Origin of the sequence: Nostoc sp. NMS4 (assembly GCF_017115095.1) — a bacterium.
Classification (GTDB): Bacteria; Cyanobacteriota; Cyanobacteriia; order Cyanobacteriales; family Nostocaceae; genus Nostoc.
Genome location: NZ_JABXKI010000076.1, coordinates 1 through 19,473 on the forward strand (window position 1 = coordinate 1; position 19,473 = coordinate 19,473).

The window sequence follows — 19,473 nt, forward strand, 5'->3', positions numbered from 1 at the left end:
TGACTTCCGTTTTCTGTAACAATCCTTCCCTGTTATTTATTTGTTTTGAAATAATCAAAACTGGGATGCACCCTAATGTTTGACAAAGAATATTTACTTATTTAATGTAGAAATTATTTCCCCCCAGGCTTTGCGATCATTCCACTCAGAAAATGCTAGATTTTTTACTGATTGTTCAGCTTTCTTCCTATAATATTGAAATTTCTGTCTTAGGAGTTCTTCTTGCTGAATTTTTGCACCATTTGCCAATATAGTTTTAACAGTGGCTAACATCGCAAGGGTAATAGTTACAGCAATGCCTGCCGCAGCGATATTAGTAACTCCGTTTGGTGGTAGTAATGATTGAATCCAGAGCAATATGCTTTTTACCCCTGCCTCTGTTGCAAAAGTTGTTATTGAGCCTACAACTGTTTTTAGAGAGATAATTTCACCTGTATACAAATAGTATAGAGAAGCAATAGCAGCAGCTTGCGTGGCGGTAATGATAGCTGCGCTACCTGGCAAAAATGCTTCAACAGTAACTGATAACAGGGCTGTAGTGATAATACCATTAGCATAGGCTTCTTTATCACCCATGTGACGTGCAAGTAGTAAATCTTTTCCCTTTGATACTAAAAAATCTTGAATGTCATACCGTAGCCAATCAATATCCCTAATATCTAGTGGTACATCAGGAGAGATATCTGGATCATAACCAAATGCACAAAATCGGTAAATTTTTTGGATATTAAGATCCTTTTTCCATTGTTCAACAACTTTTGCCAAGGCTTCAGGTGTATACCTATCGTACTCGTCTATTTTGTTAAGCACGACGAATACTGAATCACAGTGCTTTTGAAGATCATCAAGGTATTTTTTTTGAGAAGATTCTGAAGAAGCAGTGACGACAAGAATCCCTACGTCAATATGTTTGAGAAACTCTTTTGTAACCTCACTATTTTGGGAACGGACATCATCAAGACCTGGAGAATCAATCAATCTAACACGGTCATCAAGCCGCAAAACTGTTAAATTTTTAGTTATACCAGCTTCGGCTCCAACTATCAGTGCATTATCACGATTACGCTTTAGCAAAGCATTGATAAGTGAACTTTTTCCTGAACTAACTTTTCCAATGACTGCAATATTGAGTGTCTTTGAAAAATCTTTTACTTTTTCTTCGAGTTGATTCTCTACTTGCTCGAAAAAACTTTCTTCATCTACACTCTTAGCCGGGGTATTAACCATAAAGTTTACTGACAGATTTTAAACACATTATTTCAATCTGATGTTATTCTTTTTGAATCATAAATGACATTGTTGATACCACTGAAATGATTTTAAAAACAAAAAAAAGGTGGGCTGAAAAGCCCACCCTAAAAAATTTTGAGAATATTCTGTTAGTATTAACCCAACAATTGTTTAGCCTTAGCTAATACATTATCAACGCTAAAGCCAAACTTCTCTAAACAAACATTGCCTGGAGCCGAAGCACCAAAGCGATCGATACTAACGCAATCGCCTTCAGTACCCACGTATTTGTGCCAACCGAAACTGCTACCAGCTTCTACAGACAAACGCTTGGTGACAGCTTTCGGCAGAATGGACTCTTTATAAGCCGCATCCTGTGCTTCAAACAGTTCCCATGAAGGTAGCGAAACAACACGAACTTTCTTACCTTCAGCCTTGAGTTTTTCGGCTGCGCCAACGGCGAGGCTCAATTCTGAACCAGTACCAATCAAGATGATATCGGGTGTACCTTCGCTATCAACTACGGTGTATCCACCCTTGGCTACGCCCTCAATTGATGTACCTGCTAAGTTGGGAACGTTTTGACGGGTGAACGCCAATAGAGATGGAGCATTTTGCTTCGCTTTTTCAATCGCTATTTTATAAGCGCCAGAGGTTTCGTTACCGTCTGCGGGACGAAACACTAATAAATTAGGAATGGCTCTCAAGGAAGCAAGAGTTTCAATGGGTTGGTGTGTGGGGCCATCTTCACCTTGTCCAATGGAATCGTGAGTCATCACCCAAATCGAGCCAGCTTGGGAAAGGGCGGATAAGCGGATGGCAGCACGCATATAATCTGAGAAGATCAAGAAGGTAGCACCGTAGGGAATTAATCCCGAAGTGTGCAGCGCTATACCATTACAGATTGCGCCCATAGCATGTTCCCGCACCCCAAAGTGGATGTTGGGGTTTTCGTAGTTCCCTTTCTGGAAGTCGCCCTTACCCTTGATTTCGGTCAAGTTGGAGTGGGTTAAATCAGCCGAACCACCAATCAATTCAGGTAAAACTGTCGCTAGTTTGTTGAGGCAGTTTTCTGAGTGTTTGCGGGTGGGTATTCCTTTGTCTTCGGGGGTGTAGGTGGGTAGTACCTTATCCCAACCGTCGGGTAGCTTGCCGCTTAGGTAACGTTCAAATTCAGCCGCTTCTTGGGCATACTTAGCTTTGTAGTCGGCAAAGGTTTTGTTCCATTCGGTTTCGTAGCCGGCACCGCGCTCAACTGCTTTGCGTGTGTGGTTGAGGGCTTCTTCAGGTATTACGAAAGGCTCGTATTCCCAACCCAAATTTTTCCGAGTCAATGCTATTTCATCTCCACCAAGGGCAGCGCCGTGAACGCCAGCAGTGTTTGCTTTATTGGGGGATCCGTAACCAATAATGGTTGTGACTTTGATGAAAGAAGGCTTATCGGTGACAGCTTTGGCTGCTTCAATTGCTTTAGCGATCGCTTCTAAATCGGTGTTACCATCTTCGACGTGTTGGACGTGCCAACCGTAAGCTTCAAAGCGCTTAGAAACATCTTCGGTGAATGCCACATCTGTGGAACCGTCGATGGAAATGTGGTTGTCGTCGTACAGAGCGATGAGTTTGCCTAATCCCAAGTGTCCCGCGAAAGAAGCAGCTTCACCGGAAATCCCTTCCATGTTGCAACCGTCACCTACAATTACGTAGGTGTAATGGTCAACAATCTTGGTATCGGGTTTGTTAAATTTAGCGGCAAGGTGAGCTTCGGCGATCGCTAAACCAACTCCATTGGCAATTCCTTGACCCAAGGGGCCAGTTGTGACTTCCACACCTGGGGTCATGAAGTTTTCGGGGTGTCCAGGGGTTTTGGATTCCCATTGACGGAATTGTTTGATATCTTCAATGCTTACACTGTCGTAGCCTGTCAGAAAAAGCAGGGCGTACTGCAACATTGAGCCATGACCGGCAGACAAGACGAAGCGATCGCGATTAAACCATTTGGGATTCTTGGGATTAAACTTCAAAAAGCGATCCCAGAGTACAAAAGCCATCGGAGCCGCACCCATTGGTAGTCCTGGGTGTCCCGATTTTGCCTTTTCTACGGCATCAATAGCCAAGAAGCGGATCGAGTTAATAGCCAGTTCTTCGACAGACAATTCTTTGGCGGATTGGGTTGCAACAGTCATAATCTCTTGTTTTTAACGACGGGTTAGCACTCTTCGTAGCTTCTTTTGCTGGGGTTATTTTAGATTCCCCACATATCCTCATCATCCCACTCCCGCTTGCCGATGGACAAGCGGGATCTCCTGAGTTTCTGGTGATAAATCAAGCTGATAATTGGGTCATGCTGAACGCTTACTTTATATCGGAATGATATTTCTGATACTTTGGGTATTGGGCGTTAGGAGTGCTGTTAGCGGATAGCTAAGGTTTAGCCCGTGCTGAGTGCTGAGTTAAGAGTTAGGAGTTAAGAGTTAGGAGTTAAGAGTTAGGAGTTTTATTTATCTCCTTGTCTCCCTTGTCTCCCTCATCTTCCCCTGCTCCCTGCCCCCTGCTCCCTGCTCCCCTGCCTTCTTTTAGACGTATTTCTTAAAGGCCAATGTGACATTATGGCCGCCAAACCCAAAGGAATTGGATATTGCCACCTCGACTTTTTGAGCGCGGCTAGAGTTAGGCACGTAATCTAAGTCACACTCTGGATCGGGATTTTCCAGATTAATTGTTGGTGGAATTTGGTCATTTGCGATCGCCAGTACTGTTGCGACTGCTTCAATACCTCCAGAACCGCCCAATAAATGACCTGTCATCGATTTGGTGGAGCTAATTGCCACTTTATAGGCGTGTTCTCCCAAGGCTTTTTTGATTGCTGAGGTTTCAGTTGAATCATTCGCCGGGGTACTAGTGCCGTGGGCGTTAATGTAGCTAATTTGTTCGGGAGTTATTTTGGCATCTTTAAGAGCTAGTTCTATTGCTCTAGCGGCTCCGAGTCCACCGGGTACTGGGGAGGTGATATGGTAAGCGTCACAGGTCATACCATAGCCGATCATTTCGGCATAAATGTGAGCGCCACGACTGATGGCGTGTTCTAGTTCTTCTAGAATTAAAATTCCTGAACCTTCACCCAAAACAAATCCGTTGCGATCGCGGTCAAAAGGACGGCAAGCTTTACTTGGGTCATCATTGCTAAAAGAGAGTGCCTTGCAAGCGGCAAACCCAGCTATCGATAATGGTGTGACAGCTGACTCCGTTCCCCCGCAAATCATCGCTTGGGCATATCCCCCTTGAATTAAGCGAAAAGCATCTCCAATGGCGTTAGAGCCAGCAGCACAGGCAGTTACAGGACAGGAGTTTGGCCCTTTAGCACCCGTGTGAATTGCCGTTAATCCTGCGGCCATATTGGCGATCATCATCGGAATCATGAATGGACTACAGCGATCGGGGCCACGGTTGAGGTAGATAGTTTGCTGGTCTTCTAATACCTTAATGCCGCCAATGCCAGAACCGATGATCGCACCTACCTGTTCTGCATTCAGGTCATTGATCGCTAATTCCGCGTTAGCTAGAGCCTGTTTTGCTGCCGCAACCCCAAATTGGGAAAATCGATCCATGCGCTTGGCCTCTTTACGCTCCAAGTAATCATGCGGATCGAAGTTTTTCACCTCACCAGCAATCCGGCAATCATGGCGAGACGCATCAAATAATGTGATGTAGTCAATGCCATTGCGTCCACTCAATAATCCATTCCAATATTCTGTTGCTGTGTTACCTATAGGTGTAATCGCGCCAACACCAGTTACAACAACGCGTTTACGTGTATTATCTGTCATGATTCAGTTAAAAATGGCGAAAAAGCAGCTGGCAAAAAATTTGAGGTTAGCGACTAGGTACTGGTGAGCCAGCGCGGTCTTAAAGATTTCCTTTATGAACGACTGGCATCGGATTTGCTGACTTCAAGCGACTAGCCTTAACGTCAGCGTTAGCGACGTTAGGAACGTCACGTGAAGGTTGGCTAGCTTAGATATTAGAGAAAAATCTCCCCAATCCCAATCCCCAATCCCCAGTTAAGCTGAGGCGGTAACTTTGTTATTGATGTAATCTACTGCATCTTGAACCGATGTAATCTGCTCGGCAGCTTCGTCGGGAATTTCGATATCAAACTCTTCTTCCAAAGCCATCACTAATTCAACAGTATCGAGGGAATCTGCTCCCAGGTCTTCCATAAACTTGGCTTGTGGTGTGACTTTATCTGGGGGATCGACACTCAGTTGTTCGATGACGATTTTCTTGACCTTTTCAAAAAGTTCCGTTTGGCTCATAAATAAAAGTCCTTAACCACTTGCTACGATCTGCTCTTTAGAGGAGACATTGTTTTGAGCATATACATCTTATCGTCAAGCGCGATCGCCCGCATACTTCCAAGGGTTTTTCTGCTAGAAAACTCTTGCCATTCCTAAAATAAATGGGTAAGTTTTCTGGGAACACTTGAGCAGTGGAGCGTGCTACGCCATCGTCAATACCGTGTAAATGCTTTGGTTTTCCAATTATTGCTAAAATTTTTTACAATGTCTCAATCGGTATTTACAGCCTTGTTAGCAACTAAGACGTAGATGCTGCTACCCTTTAACCTAAAGGCTTAAAGGGTAGCTAAATCTAAAACATCAGAACTTTGGTGCTAACAAGGTAATGATAAAACAGTTATTGTTTAGAGCGATCGCTCTAACCCAAACATACTTCTATGCTACCTCAGACACTGAAATACGCTTACTTCCCCGGTTGTGTTGCCCAAGGGGCCTGTCGGGAACTTTACCAATCAACTCAAGCGCTGACTCAAGCCCTGGGCATTGAACTAGTTGAACTAAAAAAAGCTGCTTGTTGCGGTTCAGGCACATTTAAAGAAGATTCGCAACTGCTAGAAGATACAGTCAACGCCAGAAATATTGCCCTAGCAGAAGAATTAAATCTGCCCTTACTTACCCATTGCAGCACTTGTCAAGGTGTTATCGGTCACGTCAATGACCACCTGAAGGAATGTAAGACTTCTAACCCTGTTTATATTGAACAGGTTAATGGTTTGCTGCATAAAGAAGGCTGTTCGCCTTATCGCGGTAGTACTGAGGTTAAACATCTTCTTTACGCCTTAGTGACAGATTACGGTTTAGAGGAAATTACCAAACGTGTCACCCATAAGTTAACTGGATTAAAATGTGCGGCTTTTTATGGCTGTTATCTCCTGCGCGCCCAAAAATCGATGCCTTATGACGACCCTTTCCAACCGGAAGCGATGGAAAATATGTTTCGGGCGGTAGGTGCAACACCAATTTATTACCGAGGACGGACACAATGTTGTGGTTGGCCGCTTTCTAGTTATGCCACTACCGAATCTTTTAAGATGGCTGGGATGCATATTCAAGACGCTTTAGCATCTGGTGCTGACTGTATAGTTACACCTTGTCCTCTGTGCCACTTAAATTTGGATTCGCGTCAACCAGAGGTAGAAAAGGTGATTGAACAGAAGCTAGGTTTACCAGTATTGCATTTACCCCAGTTGATTGCTTTAGCACTTGGGGTTAGTCCAAAAGAACTGGGTTTAGACCGTCACATTGTTTCCACAAAGCCAGTGTTGGAAAAATTAGGATTTTAGTTTATGGAGTACAAGGGTCTTAAGTCCGAATGGCACTAAGAAAAGCCCAAAAGCTTGTCTAGCCTAGTTCCCAGCCTGGAGGCTGGGAATGTATTCCGAGAGGCTCCGCCTCTGGTCAAGAAATAGGAGGCGGAGCCTCCCAGAATGGGTTCCCAGCCTCCAGGCTGGGAACCAGTCAGGGCAAGGCCTGTATCTTAACTTAGTGCCATTCGGTCTTAAGTCCCTTGTCTAATTAATTGATTAGATTTTGGACGATTAACAGTATTTGTATACTTTTCTTTGTCCAAAGTCCAATAATTTAAATGTTGGGAGCATCCCAAATGTGTAAACATTTCTAAAATTGTGTTTTGATAAAACAAATCCAAAATTAACCAACTTACGATATGTAAGACTGGTAATTTTGGATAACTTTAATTAAACTTAGATAACTTTCACCTTAATCATTGCTATTTTTAAGTTGACGTTGCAATTGTTTTAGCGATTGATACATATCTGGCAGACGACCATAAACAGCACATACCTTGAGATATAGTTTGTAAGGAAGGGCTGGAGTTCCGCAGACAATTTCTCCTGGTGCAACATCGCTGTGAATTCCAGTTTGAGCAGATGTCATCGCTCCATCTCCCATCTTCACTTGATTGACTATTCCTGTTTGTCCAGCTAAAATAACGCGATTTCCTAGTTTAACCCCTCCTGCCATGCCAACTTGACCTGCGATCGCACAACCAGAACCGATTTGGCAACCATGACCGATTTGCACTAAGCTATCAATCACTGTATTTCGACCTACCCGTGTTTCTCCGACAGATGGGCGGTCAATGCCACTGTTGCAGCCAACTTCCACACCATCTTCTAAGACTGTATAGCCAGATTGTTCCATTTTGAACCAACCAGTCCGGGTAGGAACAAAACCAAAGCCTTCTGCACCAATGACAGCACCACTGTGAATAACGCAATCTGCACCGATACGGGTACGTTCGTGGATGGTACAGTTGGCATGTAAGGTGGTGCGATCGCCGATTTTGGCATCTGGATAAATCACTACATTGGGATGAATTATTGCACCATTGCCGATTTCCACCCCTTGTTGAATCACAGCATGGGGGCCAATATAAACATCACTACCAACTTTTGCGGTGGAGTGAATCACAGAGGTGGGATGAATTTCTGGCGTAGGGCGATATGGTTGATAAAAAAGTGCGATCGCTTTGGCAAACAACAGTCGCGGATCTGGAGTTGATAGCCAGACAATACCCCTTTCTTGTGCAAGCGCCTGTAATTTTTCGTTTTGGGGCAAAATTAAAGCACTAGCATTGGTATTGCCGACAAAAGACCCAAATTTTGCACCTTCTACGTAACTGATCGTACCGTTAGTAGCTTCATCAATAGCTGCTACTCCGGCAATTTCTGGGTCTTGGTCTGGGTTGCTAGTCAGGCTATGATTGGTGGCCGCGTCACCAAATTGACGGAGGATTTCGCTGAATTTCATTGTTGGGTGGGTTCAAAATTGATCTACAATTGCAAGATAATTTTCCCTCTTTATGCCCCAATACAATAATTTTCTAGATCCGTAGCGGTGAGCCAATCAGACTGTTCCTAACTTCGCTTCTGCTGAAAGTACTTTACTGACATTCTTCTGTTGATGGCTCAGGTTGTAAAGATAAGCCTAATTTTACTGAATCTTGTCTCAGTAGCGTCTTGAGACGTTGATTATCTTCGGCAGCGATCGCTTCACCATAGTGATGAAGTTGAAAAAGCTGGCAATAACGATTTTGTTTGGCGCAAATCAAGCAGCCATAGGCATGATTGCCGTTAGTACCACATAGCCGATGTCCCATCACTGGTCCCAGAGAAATATTTTGCTCGCTAGCTACACTACTGAGAATTGAGCGCAGTTTTGACTCGAACTCTAATGACAAGTATTGCTTACGTCCTGGTTGTGTACGATCCCATTCTGGAACAATTAATTCTTGTTTTAACAGACTCGCTTCAATCTCTTCAGACATCACAAGCCCAGATAGAATAACGTGACGGGAAACATGAGGCAATAATGTACGTGCTAATTGCCACATTAAGGTTTCATCAAACCACTCTTCAACTAGTGGACGCAGATACCAACAACAGGGAATGCCAAGGTTTACTAAATCTTGCAGCAACTGTACCCGGCTCTCAATTGAGGCTTGCTCATAGCCTGGTTTCAAGGGTGGTAGACTTACAAAGACAGTGACTCGAAGTGAATGAGGTCGCTCTAGAGTTGTTTTAAGGCGCTCTAAAAAAGATTGACCAGGATGGACTTTGGTAGTGATATAGACCATATTGGCAGCTTTCCGGTCAATCAGTGCATCCAAAATTGATAGTACACGTTCTCGATGGGCTGGAATAAAGGGGTCAGAGTAGTCGCATAGTGAAATCGGAAAGCCTTTTTGTCCCTCCTGGGTAGCAAAAATGCGGTCTAGCAAAAGATCGAGTAGGTCAACCGGTGCTGAGACATCCTGAAAGTTTTGTGGATAATGATGCCAGTCACGGTCTTGATGACAAACACAATAGGCACATTCAATCGGACAGCGATTCTGAGCATTTGGTAGAAATGGATTGAGACTGAAGTATTTAACAGCACGCCCCTCATCAGGAACACCAAGCACTGGAAAGCCATGCAGCATATACTGGCTACTCTGCAACGTAATTTCAGACCCAGTATTGTTATCAGTGTTCATATATTATTTAGGAAAAAACTAATACACCCTGAACAATTTGCCTTCTCTAGGGTGACTGCTGTGAATGTGCAGTGACAAGGTGGAAAATGCTAGAGCATTAGTGTTAATTATTGTAGGTAAACATAGTTAAGTAGCGATCGCTTGTTCTTAAAGAACTGGTAAATAGATTGAGGTTAATACGGAGACGGTCTTAATTCTGCCAAATTAATTTTGATAAGTTTGTAGTAAGCACTTTAGTCTTTATTTTCTAAGCACTAAAGTGCTTACTACGAACTCTCTTAATACGAATTACGAATTACGAATTACGAATTATTCGCCATTGCTATCCCTGCTAAATACCCGGTTGTCCAAGCACTTTGGAAGTTAAACCCACCAGTAACGCCATCAATATCTAAGATTTCTCCGGCAAAATAAAGACCGGGAACTAACCTACTTTCCATTGTCTTGAAGTTGACTTCTTTAAGGTTAACGCCGCCACAGGTAACAAATTCTTCTTTGAAGGCTCCTTTACCGTTGATTAAGTATTGTCCTTGAGTAAGTTCTTGCACCAATTGATTTAAGGTTTTACTAGATATTTCTGCCCAACGATCGTCTGTGGTAATACCTGCACGAGTAATGATATATTGCCAGAGACGATGGGGTAGATCAGCGCCACGATGCAGTGCGATCGCTTTCTTTCCCCATTCATCCTTAACTGCTAAAACTTTTTCTCGCACTTGTTCTTGGTGCAAATCAGGTAGCCAATTAATCAATAATGTGGCTTGATAGCGGCTTTCGTGCAGAACTCTCGCACCCCAAGCCGAAAGCTTCAAAACAGCCGGACCACTCAAACCCCAGTGGGTAATTAGCAATGGCCCAGTTTGTTGTAATTGGGATTTTCCGCCCGCAGATAACCGCAATTGGGCAGGGTTAACGCTAACTCCAGCTAATTCTCGCAATTTTTGATCGACAATGTTGAAGGTAAATAACGAGGGTACTGGCGGTTCAATTTGATGGCCTAACTCTCGGACTATTTTATAACCTGCAAGGCTGCTACCGGTCGCTAAAAGTAGGCGATCGCATTTAATTGTCTCTCCCGACTTCAGCAGAATATCAAACCCCCCATCGGCTGCGGTTCGTTTCACTGAAGTTACGTGTGTACCGATACGGAGTTTTACCCCAGATGTCGCCACCGCTTTAATCAAACATTCCACAATGGTTTCTGAAGTATTGGTGACAGGGAACATCCGGTTATCAGCTTCAGTTTTAAGATAGACTCCACTAGCAGCAAACCAAGCTACTGTGTCTTGAGGCCCAAACCGAGTCAAAGCACCCCGCAAAGCTTTTGCACCTCTGGGGTAATTTTGCACCAATTCCTCGGCATCAAAGCAAGCATGAGTGACGTTGCAGCGTCCGCCACCAGAAATTAGCACTTTCGCTAGGGGTTGACGACTGGCTTCGAGTAATGTAACTTGGGCAGCAGGATTGGCTTTAGCACAAGCGATCGCGCCAAAAAATCCTGCTGCCCCACCCCCAATAACTACAATTTGTAACGGTAACAATTTTAAAAATATCTCTTTTACAGCAACCTACTCTCTAGGCTAGCTGTTATTTTCACTCTTCAAAAGGTTCAAAGTCTGATTTTGTCGCACCGCATGTTGGACACACCCAACTTTCTGGTATATCTTCAAAGGCTGTTCCCGGTGCTATGTCGTTATCTGGATCGCCTTCTGCTGGATCGTAGATATGACTACAAATATTACATTTATACTTTTGCATTTTCCATTCCCCTGGTAAATTTTCGGCATTACTTCACTATTAAATACTTCTGACAGTAAGTGAAAATTGGAACGATACAATTCTTAAACGAGGGAGCATCCCAAATATTTGATATCCATTTATTCAGACGCTCACGGACTCGCTTGCCGTCGGCGCTATCCGCCAGTCGTACATAATTTAATTCTGAATTCTGGCTTCTGAATTCTGACTCCTGAATTCTGACTCCTGAATTCTGTTTATTAAAAACGCCACCATGTCCTTTGGGCGTAACTGATAATCCCGATGGCGATCGCTCCAAGTAGCAATAACCAAATAATTCCACCTGGAATAAAAGTCAGAATGCCAATACCTCTCAATACCCAGACGGCAACGCTAATGCCGAGCAAGATACCAAAAATCTGGATTAATCTACGATTTAAAGAAGATTGACTCATCTAATTTTCCTCTCTACTCAACAGAGATTACACTTAATATTGATAATTAAGATATGAAGTTACGATGAAGTTGCAATTTCATCAGAAATAACACGTAAAAGCTGAAAGATAGTATCCAAACTTGGGGTAAGGTACTTGATGTTAAGTCGTGTTTGTGCCATTCTAGCTGTTAACAACGCAGTTTTTCATCTACAAGTATTACTTTGATAAAACTCACTGAAGTATTAATGATGTTAATTGTGATAATAAACACAGTTTTTACTGTGAAGTGACTGAAATAATTAGCAAAAAATCACCCTTTCTGGAAAAGATAAGTATTAGACTGGAGCTAATTTAATAGGTTGGATCTAAATCAAGTTTTATGGCTTGTAGTTTCAACTGTATTTAGGTGGATGAGTTGAGGAGTAACTTAATCATTATGTCTGCGTCTTATATATCAAATTCAATTATTGCAGGTTACGATATGGCTTGGAGTCAAGACAAGCAAAAGTTGCTGGTAGAGGGTGAAATTTTAGTAGAAACGCGATCGCACAAGATATCGGGTGGTTCAGTGACAGCTTGGATGTATTTGCCGATGGTGCGATCGCACGTTTGGCAGCAATTAACTGATTATCCCCGTTGGGTGCAATATTTTCCCGATATCACCAAAAGTGAGGTAGTACAAAAAGGTGAAGTCAAACGTCTGTATCAAGCAGCACAAAAAGCCTTCTTCTTTTTCACGGCTCAAGTGGAAATTTACCTCAATGTTGTAGAAGTGCTGGGACAACAAATCCAATTTCGCATGGTAAAAGGGACTTTTGAGGACTTTAACGCCAATTTAGAACTAAAAGATTGTGGTAATGGCACAATACTTGCTTATACTGTGCAAGCGACACCTCTGATTCCAATTCCATCTATTTTTATTCAACAAGCGATGAATTTAGAGTTACCTGCAAATATGCGTAAAATGCGACAAGTTATGTGCAAGATTCAATAAAAAACTCAGGTGTTGCTGATTTGAAGGATGAATTTGCTGGCTACGCGAACAAGACGCTCTTTCAGAGACGCTGCGCGTAGCTTTCTTCTTTGCAGGACTAAGCAGCTACACTATCAGTAAAGCACTGAAAATATTGGGTTTGTTCCTCAAACGCTACTTGCTTTAAGAGGTTGTTTGAAAAGTTCTATGTTGTCATACTAATTGAATGATTACCCCCCTTAATCCCCTTTTATAAGGCTACGGTGTACACACAAGTCTGAAATAGCTGATTAACCAGGGTTTTACCCCACCCTAACCCTCCCCTTTGCAAGGGGAGGGTTAGGGTGGGGTAAAAGAATATTTGATACATCGTCACCACCACTTCTTATTTACTATTTAAATACGAAATTGATTTCGTGAATCGATTCTTAATCGATTGAGGTAATCGTTGTGGATACTTAGAAAAATAGAAAATTCTTAATGTAATAAAAAGTATGATTCGATTCAAATATATTTCCCATTGCTCAATTAATGGGAGTGTTTTAGCATACTCCTTAAACAACTGTTGGACTCGCGTTTGACTTGTTCCATTTGTAGAATCATCAAAAGTTTTCGTGCCTGGATAATATCTAAAATTTCCCCAAGTTTCATTAAAATATTTGACATGAGCTACTCTGACTGCTTTCAGTAAGAAATCTACATCCATTGCATAATGCTCTTCAACTTTGTAGAGTCCAATTTGTTGATGCAAGGATTTGTGGTAGAAGTAAGCCGATGGATTCAAAGGAAAAGCAGTATCAATCATTCCGTCATCATTAATTTGCTTTTCCATCAGTAAATCAACTGTCCGTAGTCGTTTAGGTTTATTAATCTGAATTAAGTTGTCTCGCTGATCCCACTTATTACAATTACCAACAATAAAGCTAGGTTCTGGTAGATTTTTAAAGATTTCTGAGATGCGGCTAAGAACGTTTTGCTCATAGAAATCATCAACGTTTAAAATGCCGATAATCGCTCCTTGCGCCATAGCAATGCCTTTATTCATCGCATCTGATTGTCCCTGGTCTTTTTCAGAAATCCAGTGGATGTGGGAATATTGATTGGCGTAATGTTTGATAATATCTATTGTTGTGTCAGTTGAACCGCCATCGACAATGATATGCTCGACTTCTGCAAAATTTTGGTTAATGACAACTTGAAGGCAGGATTCTATAAATTTCTCACCGTTATAAACTGGTGTAATTATACTAATCATTAGTTATCAATGGGGATTGGGGATTGGGGATTGGGGACTGGGGATTGGGGATTGGTAAAGAGTTTCCTAATTCCCAATTCTTTTGATGAATATATAGCCGTAGTCAGATATTTTAGGACAGTTATTGATTCCTCAAAGTTCCGAGTTCCCTAATTTAGGATTCCCACTTTCCCTCTAAGATAATTCAAAAACCCGATCTCTATGAGAAAACGGGTTTTTGGATGTGATTTGTGAGGTGTAATTATCCGGTAAATACCTCAACTGGTAAACGGCTAAAGGACAACCTTTCATTCTGCACATCAACAAAGATGGTGTTACCGTCGTTGAATTCACCGCGCAAAATGGATTTGGCAATTTGAGTTTCTAACTCTCGCTGAATCGCCCGTTTCAGTGGACGCGCCCCATATACGGGGTCATACCCTACTTCGGCTAAAAAGTCAAGTGCAGTATCCGATAGCTTCAGGGATATTTTGCGATCGCCTAATCTTTGACGCAACCTCTCAACTTGCAATAGCACAATTTGCCGCAATTCCTTCTTATCCAAACCGTGGAAGATGATAATTTCATCAATCCGGTTCAGGAATTCTGGACGGAAGCTATTTCGCATTGCTTCCATGACTCGGCGGCGCATTTCGTCGTAGTGGGCGTTATCTCCGGCGACATCCAGAATGTATTGGGAACCGATGTTGCTGGTCATGATGATAATAGCGTTTTTGAAGTCCACCTTATGACCTTGGGCATCAGTAACGCGACCATCATCGAGAATTTGTAAGAAGATATTGAAGACATCGGGGTGTGCTTTTTCAATTTCGTCGAAGAGAATTACTGAGTAAGGACGGCGGCGAATCGCTTCTGTAAGTTGTCCGCCTTCTTCGTAACCCACGTATCCTGGAGGCGCACCGATTAAGCGGGAGACGGCGTGTTTCTCCATGTATTCCGACATATCGATTCGCACCAGCGCATCTTCGCTATCGAACATATAGGAAGCCAGCGCTTTCGCCAACTCAGTTTTACCCACACCTGTAGGCCCAAGGAAAATAAAGCTAGCAATGGGACGATTCGGATCGGCCAATCCAGCGCGCGATCGCTGAATTGCATCGGCTACGGCTGTGACTGCTTCTTCTTGTCCAATGACGCGGTGATGCAGTTCATCTTCTAAGTTAAGCAGTTTCTCTTTCTCAGATTCCACCAATTTACTAATGGGAATCCCTGTCCATTTAGAAATAATTTCGGCAATATCAGCTTCGGTGACTTCTTCCCGTAATAGTGATTTACCACTTCTTTGAGTGCTTGCCAATTCCGCTTCTACTGCTTCCAATTGACGATGCAAACTGGTTAAATTGCCGTATTTCAACTCAGCTGCCCGGTTAAGATCGTAGTCGCGTTCTGCTTGCTGAATCTCTAAATTAACCCGTTCAATCTCTTTTTTCACAGACTGAATTTTGTCAATAATATCTTTTTCAGACTGCCATTGAGTATTCAGCGTTTTTTGTTCTTCTTTGAGATCGGCAATTTCTTTTTCCAGTCTTTCTAGACGTTCACGAGAAGCTGCATCGCTTTCCTTTTTCAGCGATAGCTTCTCCATTTCCAATTGCAGAATTTTACGATCGATTTCGTCGAGTTCTTCTGGTTTAGAGGTAATCTCCATTTTGAGTCTAGCGGCGGCTTCATCTACCAAGTCAATGGCTTTATCAGGGAGGAAGCGATCGCTAATATATCGACTCGATAATACGGCGGCGGCAACTAAAGCACTATCAGAAATCTTTACCCCGTGGTGGTTTTCATAACGTTCTCTCAAGCCGCGCAAAATCGAAATACTATCTTCTACGCTGGGCTGATCGACATAAACTTGCTGAAAACGTCTTTCTAGTGCGGCATCTTTTTCGATATGTTTGCGGTATTCATCTAGAGTTGTCGCCCCAATACAACGCAATTCGCCCCGCGCCAACATTGGTTTTAACAAGTTACTAGCATCCATCGCGCCTTGGGTTGCACCAGCGCCGACAACGGTGTGAATTTCATCAATAAATAAAACAATCTTGCCAGCAGATTCAGTAACTTCCTTTAATACCGCTTTCAGACGTTCTTCAAATTCACCCCGGAATTTTGCCCCGGCAATCAAAGCACCCATATCTAAAGCGATTAGCTTGCAGTCTTTGAGAGATTGAGGGACATCACCTGCGATAATCCGTTGTGCTAATCCTTCAGCGATCGCAGTTTTACCAACACCCGGTTCACCAATTAGCACAGGGTTATTCTTGGTGCGACGAGAGAGAATTTGCACAGTCCGGCGAATCTCATCATCCCGCCCAATCACTGGGTCAAGTTGACCTTTGCGGGCGGCTTCGGTGAGGTCACGTCCGTATTTTTCCAGTGCTTCATATTTGCCTTCTGGATTTTGGTCGGTCACTTTTTGGCTCCCACGAACTTGTTTAATAATATCTTTGAGTTTGCCTTCGTCTAAACCAAACTCTTGGAATAAAGCTTTGCCAAAGCGATCGTCTTTAGCATAAGCCAGCAATAAGTGTTCAATTGAAATATATTCATCTTGAAACTCTTTGCGATATCCGTCTGCTCGATCTAGAAGTGTATCTAAGCTGCGTCCTAAGTATACTGAGGTACTATTACCCGATACTTTCGGTTGACGTTGAAAAAATTGTTCAGTGCGATCGCGCAGTTTTTGGAGGTTAACACCCGCCTTAGTAAGAATCCCAGTTGCTAGACCATCTTGTTCTAGCAAAGCTTTCATCAGGTGTTCGCTTTCAATTTGCTGTTGTTGATATTGTTTAACAATATCCGGGGTATGAGCGATCGCTTCCCAGGCTTTTTCTGTAAATTGGTTTGGATTAGTAGGTTGCATAGGCTTTTTTGAGGAACGTAAACGCCCAAGCAGGAGACAAAGCTGCCCAGAGTTGTCTGAGTGCCGACTTCCGACATCATCGCCGCCAGTCTTCAGATATCAGAACTTTGGGGAACACTTTTTGGGCGAAGTGTCCGTCGCATACAGAACAAGAATCAATTTTATTCTGATATCGTCATTGTAAAAACATAGAGGCGACTAGCTGGATCGGTCTTTACATCTTTATAGAGTAGTAGTATTACCGCTCGTAGAGAAAAAATTCATTATTTCTACTTTTTAGGCACTCGTGAGATGTTTGAGGCAATGAATTAGGTGGGCGATCGCCTTAAATGGTGTCAAGCCCATCTTTACTTTCACGCCCGCCTGTATTGCATAAAACAGTCTATCAACAGTGTAAGTATAATTAGCTTCATTGATATGACGAGCATAGTTCTCGTTCCACATTCCATTTGCATACCGCCTCGGAGAAAGATCATGCTACTTGATAATTTTCGCCGCCAGTTGCGTCAAGAAGCGCAGCTATGGCAGGATGAAGGACTTATTAATGCCGATTTTTACCAAATACTCGCACAAAGGTATCAATTTAATAATCTAGAAACTGCCGCTCGCGATCGCTTCGTTTTTATCTTGATCGCTGTGGGTGCAACATTGTTAGGCTTAGGTGTAATTACTTTTGTAGCTGCCAACTGGCAAGCTTTGAATAGAGAAGCCAAGTTAACACTACTGTTAAGTTTATTCCTGACAACTAATATTGCTGGTTTTATTTTGTGGAGACAACCTGCAAGCAATAATATTTCCCCAAGAGGTGGAAAACGCCGCCAACAGGTATTCGGAGAAGGCTTGCTACTTTTAGGTGCGTTGACGATCGGCGCAAATATAGCGCTGTCGGCGCAAATGTTCCATATTAGCGGTTCAAGTTACGAACTGTTCTTAATTTGGGGGTTGGCTGTTTTGCTAATGGCTTACAGTCTGCGCTTGACTTCCTTGGGGATGCTTGCCCTGATCCTAGTGCTAATTGGGTATTCCATAGGATGGTTCGATGGGTACTTTTCACAAAATCAGCTTACATGGGCGCGGCTGGTAATACAACATACACCCCTACTCTTAAGTGTACTATTTGTACCTCTAGCTTACTGGTGTCGTTCTCGTTGGATTTTCAGAATTGCGGCGATCGCATTTGTTACATCCTGGCAATTTCATCTCCAGTCGCTGCAAGTTCTGACATACAGAGATGCTCCACCCTGGATTGCGATCGCCGCCTTTGCCCTCCCACCTGCATTATTGTGGAGTTATGATGACTTACTATTTTGGCGAGTTTCTTCCAGGCTATTTCAGCCCTTTTCTAGGACTCTAGCTAGGGTATTCTTCAGCATCACATTTTACTACCTGTCTTTTCGTTGGTTATGGTCAGCTCCATCTGTTGCTTACTACACTGAATTTAAAAATAGTAACTTAGCAACTTCGCTACCCTTTATTGATGTGGCAATTTTCACAGTTTTAGCTCTGTGGCAATGGTGGCATTTACTACGTTCAACATGGGATCGGGAACGCCAGGTAATAGATATCAAAACAATCTTTATTGGCTGCTTGATTGTCATAACAGCCTTATTAATCTTCGTTCATCAAGCTATCACTCCGATTCCAGCCATTCCCATATTTGCTTTTAATCTCCTTTTAGCAGTGTTAGGGTTTGGACTAATTTGGGAAGCTCTGGAGTTAGGACAACGACGTGCTTTTTGGGGTGGACTAGTATTATTAACACTACAAATTATCAGCCGAACGCTAGAGTATGACACCGCCTTACTCTTCAAATCTTTAGTTTTTGTTTTGTGCGGCATTGCTGTAATTTTTGCCGGATTGTGGTTTGAACGTTATTTATCGTCTTTACCGGTTTTATCAACTTCTGATAATAATCGGTAATACTCAAAACTCCTTTTTCTGATTTTCTCCTATGGAAACTAATCAAGCATTACTTTTAGAAAATGGACCTTCAAAAAAGCCTATAGCTATTTGGCGTTTTGTGGTTCCCCTGCTGATTCAAACAGCGATCATCTTGGCAGTACCAGCCCAATCAGTTTACACATTTGTTACAGGTAAAACGGCTATTTTGCAAACTCTACCTGTAGATCCTTACGATTTGCTGCGCGGTTACTCTGTGACGCTAAATTATCAAATTTCTCGCATAGATAATTTAAAAAAACTTCCTGGTTGGGGAGATTTGGTAAAGCAAAATCCTGTTCCTGACAAACGAGGCGAGCCTTTGGCACAGGGAACCAACTTGTATATAATTTTGGAAGAGCAAAAATCCTCTGGTGGAACCCCTCAAGCTTGGAAACCTGTGGGTGTAAGTGGACAACTCCCAACTTCTCTAGCTGCAAATCAGATAGCCTTAAAAGGTCAATATAGTGCCTATAATTCGATTACTTATGGCTTAGAAACTTACTACATCCCAGAGGATCAACGGAACGATATTAACAACGATATCTCCAAAGCCCGATCCAGCAAACCAGGACAGCCGCAACCGATAGTAGTGGAAGTGAAAGTGAATGCACAAGGTAAAGCTATACCTATAAATATGTGGATACGCGATCGCAAATATCATTTTTAATTCTCAGCAGTGCAAGGTGTT

17 protein-coding genes are annotated in these 19,473 nt (G+C 42.7%); 5 read left to right on the forward strand and 12 right to left on the reverse strand.

Annotated elements, in window-relative coordinates; all coding sequences use genetic code 11:
* Positions 1-93: 93 nt before the first annotated feature.
* The 4 genes from HWQ37_RS04215 to acpP all read right to left on the reverse strand — a co-directional run bounded on the left by HWQ37_RS04215 (position 94) and on the right by acpP (position 5,543).
* A complete protein-coding gene (locus HWQ37_RS04215; protein WP_292744181.1) occupies positions 94-1,227 on the reverse strand; it encodes a GTPase in 1,134 nt (377 codons plus the stop codon).
* A gap of 158 nt (positions 1,228-1,385) precedes the next feature.
* Positions 1,386-3,413: a transketolase gene (tkt, locus tag HWQ37_RS04220; RefSeq protein ID WP_292744184.1), complete on the reverse strand. Its 2,028-nt coding sequence runs from the start codon at positions 3,411-3,413 to the stop codon at positions 1,386-1,388.
* A gap of 390 nt (positions 3,414-3,803) precedes the next feature.
* The gene (gene fabF, locus HWQ37_RS04225) at positions 3,804-5,054 is read right to left on the reverse strand and encodes a beta-ketoacyl-ACP synthase II (protein ID WP_292744187.1); all 1,251 of its coding nucleotides are present in this window, start codon (positions 5,052-5,054) and stop codon (positions 3,804-3,806) included.
* Positions 5,055-5,288: 234 nt separating this feature from the next.
* Positions 5,289-5,543 carry an acyl carrier protein gene (gene acpP, locus HWQ37_RS04230; RefSeq protein WP_292744190.1) on the reverse strand — a complete coding sequence of 85 codons (255 nt, stop codon included), beginning with the start codon at positions 5,541-5,543 and terminating at the stop codon, positions 5,289-5,291.
* A 419-nt stretch (positions 5,544-5,962) separates the two neighbouring features.
* On the opposite strand from acpP, the gene HWQ37_RS04235 reads away from it, so the two are divergent.
* Positions 5,963-6,868, forward strand: a complete 906-nt coding sequence (locus tag HWQ37_RS04235; RefSeq protein ID WP_292744192.1) for a CoB--CoM heterodisulfide reductase iron-sulfur subunit B family protein — start codon at positions 5,963-5,965, stop codon at positions 6,866-6,868.
* A gap of 436 nt (positions 6,869-7,304) precedes the next feature.
* Here HWQ37_RS04235 and lpxD read toward each other — a convergent pair whose 3' ends face one another.
* The 5 genes from lpxD to HWQ37_RS04260 form a co-directional block, all read right to left on the reverse strand.
* Entirely contained in the window at positions 7,305-8,357 is a 1,053-nt protein-coding gene (gene lpxD / locus HWQ37_RS04240) for a UDP-3-O-(3-hydroxymyristoyl)glucosamine N-acyltransferase (RefSeq protein ID WP_292744195.1), read from the reverse strand.
* Between the two features lie 133 nt (positions 8,358-8,490).
* A complete protein-coding gene (locus HWQ37_RS04245) occupies positions 8,491-9,582 on the reverse strand; it encodes a hypothetical protein (RefSeq protein ID WP_292744196.1) in 1,092 nt (363 codons plus the stop codon).
* A 302-nt stretch (positions 9,583-9,884) separates the two neighbouring features.
* On the reverse strand, positions 9,885-11,123 hold the full coding sequence (locus HWQ37_RS04250; protein ID WP_292744199.1) for a BaiN/RdsA family NAD(P)/FAD-dependent oxidoreductase: 1,239 nt from the start codon (positions 11,121-11,123) through the stop codon (positions 9,885-9,887).
* A 52-nt stretch (positions 11,124-11,175) separates the two neighbouring features.
* The gene (rd, locus tag HWQ37_RS04255; RefSeq protein WP_292744202.1) at positions 11,176-11,340 is read right to left on the reverse strand and encodes a rubredoxin; all 165 of its coding nucleotides are present in this window, start codon (positions 11,338-11,340) and stop codon (positions 11,176-11,178) included.
* Positions 11,341-11,579: 239 nt separating this feature from the next.
* Complete coding sequence (locus HWQ37_RS04260) at positions 11,580-11,774, reverse strand: hypothetical protein (protein WP_289799327.1); 195 nt, start codon at positions 11,772-11,774, stop codon at positions 11,580-11,582.
* 418 nt (positions 11,775-12,192) lie between these two features.
* Here HWQ37_RS04260 and HWQ37_RS04265 point away from each other — a divergent pair, with 418 nt between their 5' ends.
* The gene (locus HWQ37_RS04265) at positions 12,193-12,750 is read left to right on the forward strand and encodes an SRPBCC family protein (protein WP_292744204.1); all 558 of its coding nucleotides are present in this window, start codon (positions 12,193-12,195) and stop codon (positions 12,748-12,750) included.
* A gap of 364 nt (positions 12,751-13,114) precedes the next feature.
* On the opposite strand, the gene HWQ37_RS04270 is transcribed toward HWQ37_RS04265, so the two are convergent.
* Together HWQ37_RS04270 and clpB are read right to left on the reverse strand one after the other, a co-directional pair.
* On the reverse strand, positions 13,115-13,984 hold the full coding sequence (locus tag HWQ37_RS04270) for a glycosyltransferase family 2 protein (protein ID WP_292744207.1): 870 nt from the start codon (positions 13,982-13,984) through the stop codon (positions 13,115-13,117).
* A 241-nt stretch (positions 13,985-14,225) separates the two neighbouring features.
* Positions 14,226-16,844, reverse strand: coding sequence for an ATP-dependent chaperone ClpB (gene clpB, locus HWQ37_RS04275; protein WP_292744210.1), 2,619 nt, complete (start codon positions 16,842-16,844; stop codon positions 14,226-14,228).
* A gap of 8 nt (positions 16,845-16,852) precedes the next feature.
* Here clpB and HWQ37_RS04280 point away from each other — a divergent pair, with 8 nt between their 5' ends.
* The gene (locus tag HWQ37_RS04280; RefSeq protein ID WP_292744213.1) at positions 16,853-17,014 is read left to right on the forward strand and encodes a hypothetical protein; all 162 of its coding nucleotides are present in this window, start codon (positions 16,853-16,855) and stop codon (positions 17,012-17,014) included.
* A 106-nt stretch (positions 17,015-17,120) separates the two neighbouring features.
* Here the strand turns inward: HWQ37_RS04280 and HWQ37_RS04285 are convergent, their stop codons facing one another.
* On the reverse strand, positions 17,121-17,288 hold the full coding sequence (locus tag HWQ37_RS04285) for a hypothetical protein (RefSeq protein WP_292744216.1): 168 nt from the start codon (positions 17,286-17,288) through the stop codon (positions 17,121-17,123).
* A gap of 30 nt (positions 17,289-17,318) precedes the next feature.
* Between HWQ37_RS04285 and HWQ37_RS04290 the strand changes: the two genes are divergently transcribed.
* A complete protein-coding gene (locus HWQ37_RS04290; RefSeq protein WP_292744219.1) occupies positions 17,319-18,764 on the forward strand; it encodes a DUF2157 domain-containing protein in 1,446 nt (481 codons plus the stop codon).
* Positions 18,765-18,795: 31 nt separating this feature from the next.
* A complete protein-coding gene (locus HWQ37_RS04295) occupies positions 18,796-19,452 on the forward strand; it encodes a GDYXXLXY domain-containing protein (protein ID WP_292744221.1) in 657 nt (218 codons plus the stop codon).
* The last annotated feature ends 21 nt before the right edge of the window (positions 19,453-19,473 follow it).

Excerpts from the sequence above, each read along its gene's own strand:
- HWQ37_RS04215 (WP_292744181.1), bottom strand. The coding sequence starts at position 1,227 with ATGGTTAATACCCCGGCTAAGAGTGTAGATGAAGAAAGTTTTTTCGAG.
- tkt (WP_292744184.1), bottom strand. The coding sequence starts at position 3,413 with ATGACTGTTGCAACCCAATCCGCCAAAGAATTGTCTGTCGAAGAACTG.
- fabF (WP_292744187.1), bottom strand. The coding sequence starts at position 5,054 with ATGACAGATAATACACGTAAACGCGTTGTTGTAACTGGTGTTGGCGCG.
- acpP (WP_292744190.1), bottom strand. The coding sequence starts at position 5,543 with ATGAGCCAAACGGAACTTTTTGAAAAGGTCAAGAAAATCGTCATCGAA.
- HWQ37_RS04235 (WP_292744192.1), top strand. The coding sequence starts at position 5,963 with ATGCTACCTCAGACACTGAAATACGCTTACTTCCCCGGTTGTGTTGCC.
- lpxD (WP_292744195.1), bottom strand. The coding sequence starts at position 8,357 with ATGAAATTCAGCGAAATCCTCCGTCAATTTGGTGACGCGGCCACCAAT.
- HWQ37_RS04245 (WP_292744196.1), bottom strand. The coding sequence starts at position 9,582 with ATGAACACTGATAACAATACTGGGTCTGAAATTACGTTGCAGAGTAGC.
- rd (WP_292744202.1), bottom strand. The coding sequence starts at position 11,340 with ATGCAAAAGTATAAATGTAATATTTGTAGTCATATCTACGATCCAGCA.
- HWQ37_RS04260 (WP_289799327.1), bottom strand. The coding sequence starts at position 11,774 with ATGAGTCAATCTTCTTTAAATCGTAGATTAATCCAGATTTTTGGTATC.
- HWQ37_RS04265 (WP_292744204.1), top strand. The coding sequence starts at position 12,193 with ATGTCTGCGTCTTATATATCAAATTCAATTATTGCAGGTTACGATATG.
- HWQ37_RS04270 (WP_292744207.1), bottom strand. The coding sequence starts at position 13,984 with ATGATTAGTATAATTACACCAGTTTATAACGGTGAGAAATTTATAGAA.
- clpB (WP_292744210.1), bottom strand. The coding sequence starts at position 16,844 with ATGCAACCTACTAATCCAAACCAATTTACAGAAAAAGCCTGGGAAGCG.
- HWQ37_RS04285 (WP_292744216.1), bottom strand. The coding sequence starts at position 17,288 with ATGTGGAACGAGAACTATGCTCGTCATATCAATGAAGCTAATTATACT.
- HWQ37_RS04290 (WP_292744219.1), top strand. The coding sequence starts at position 17,319 with ATGCTACTTGATAATTTTCGCCGCCAGTTGCGTCAAGAAGCGCAGCTA.
- HWQ37_RS04295 (WP_292744221.1), top strand. The coding sequence starts at position 18,796 with ATGGAAACTAATCAAGCATTACTTTTAGAAAATGGACCTTCAAAAAAG.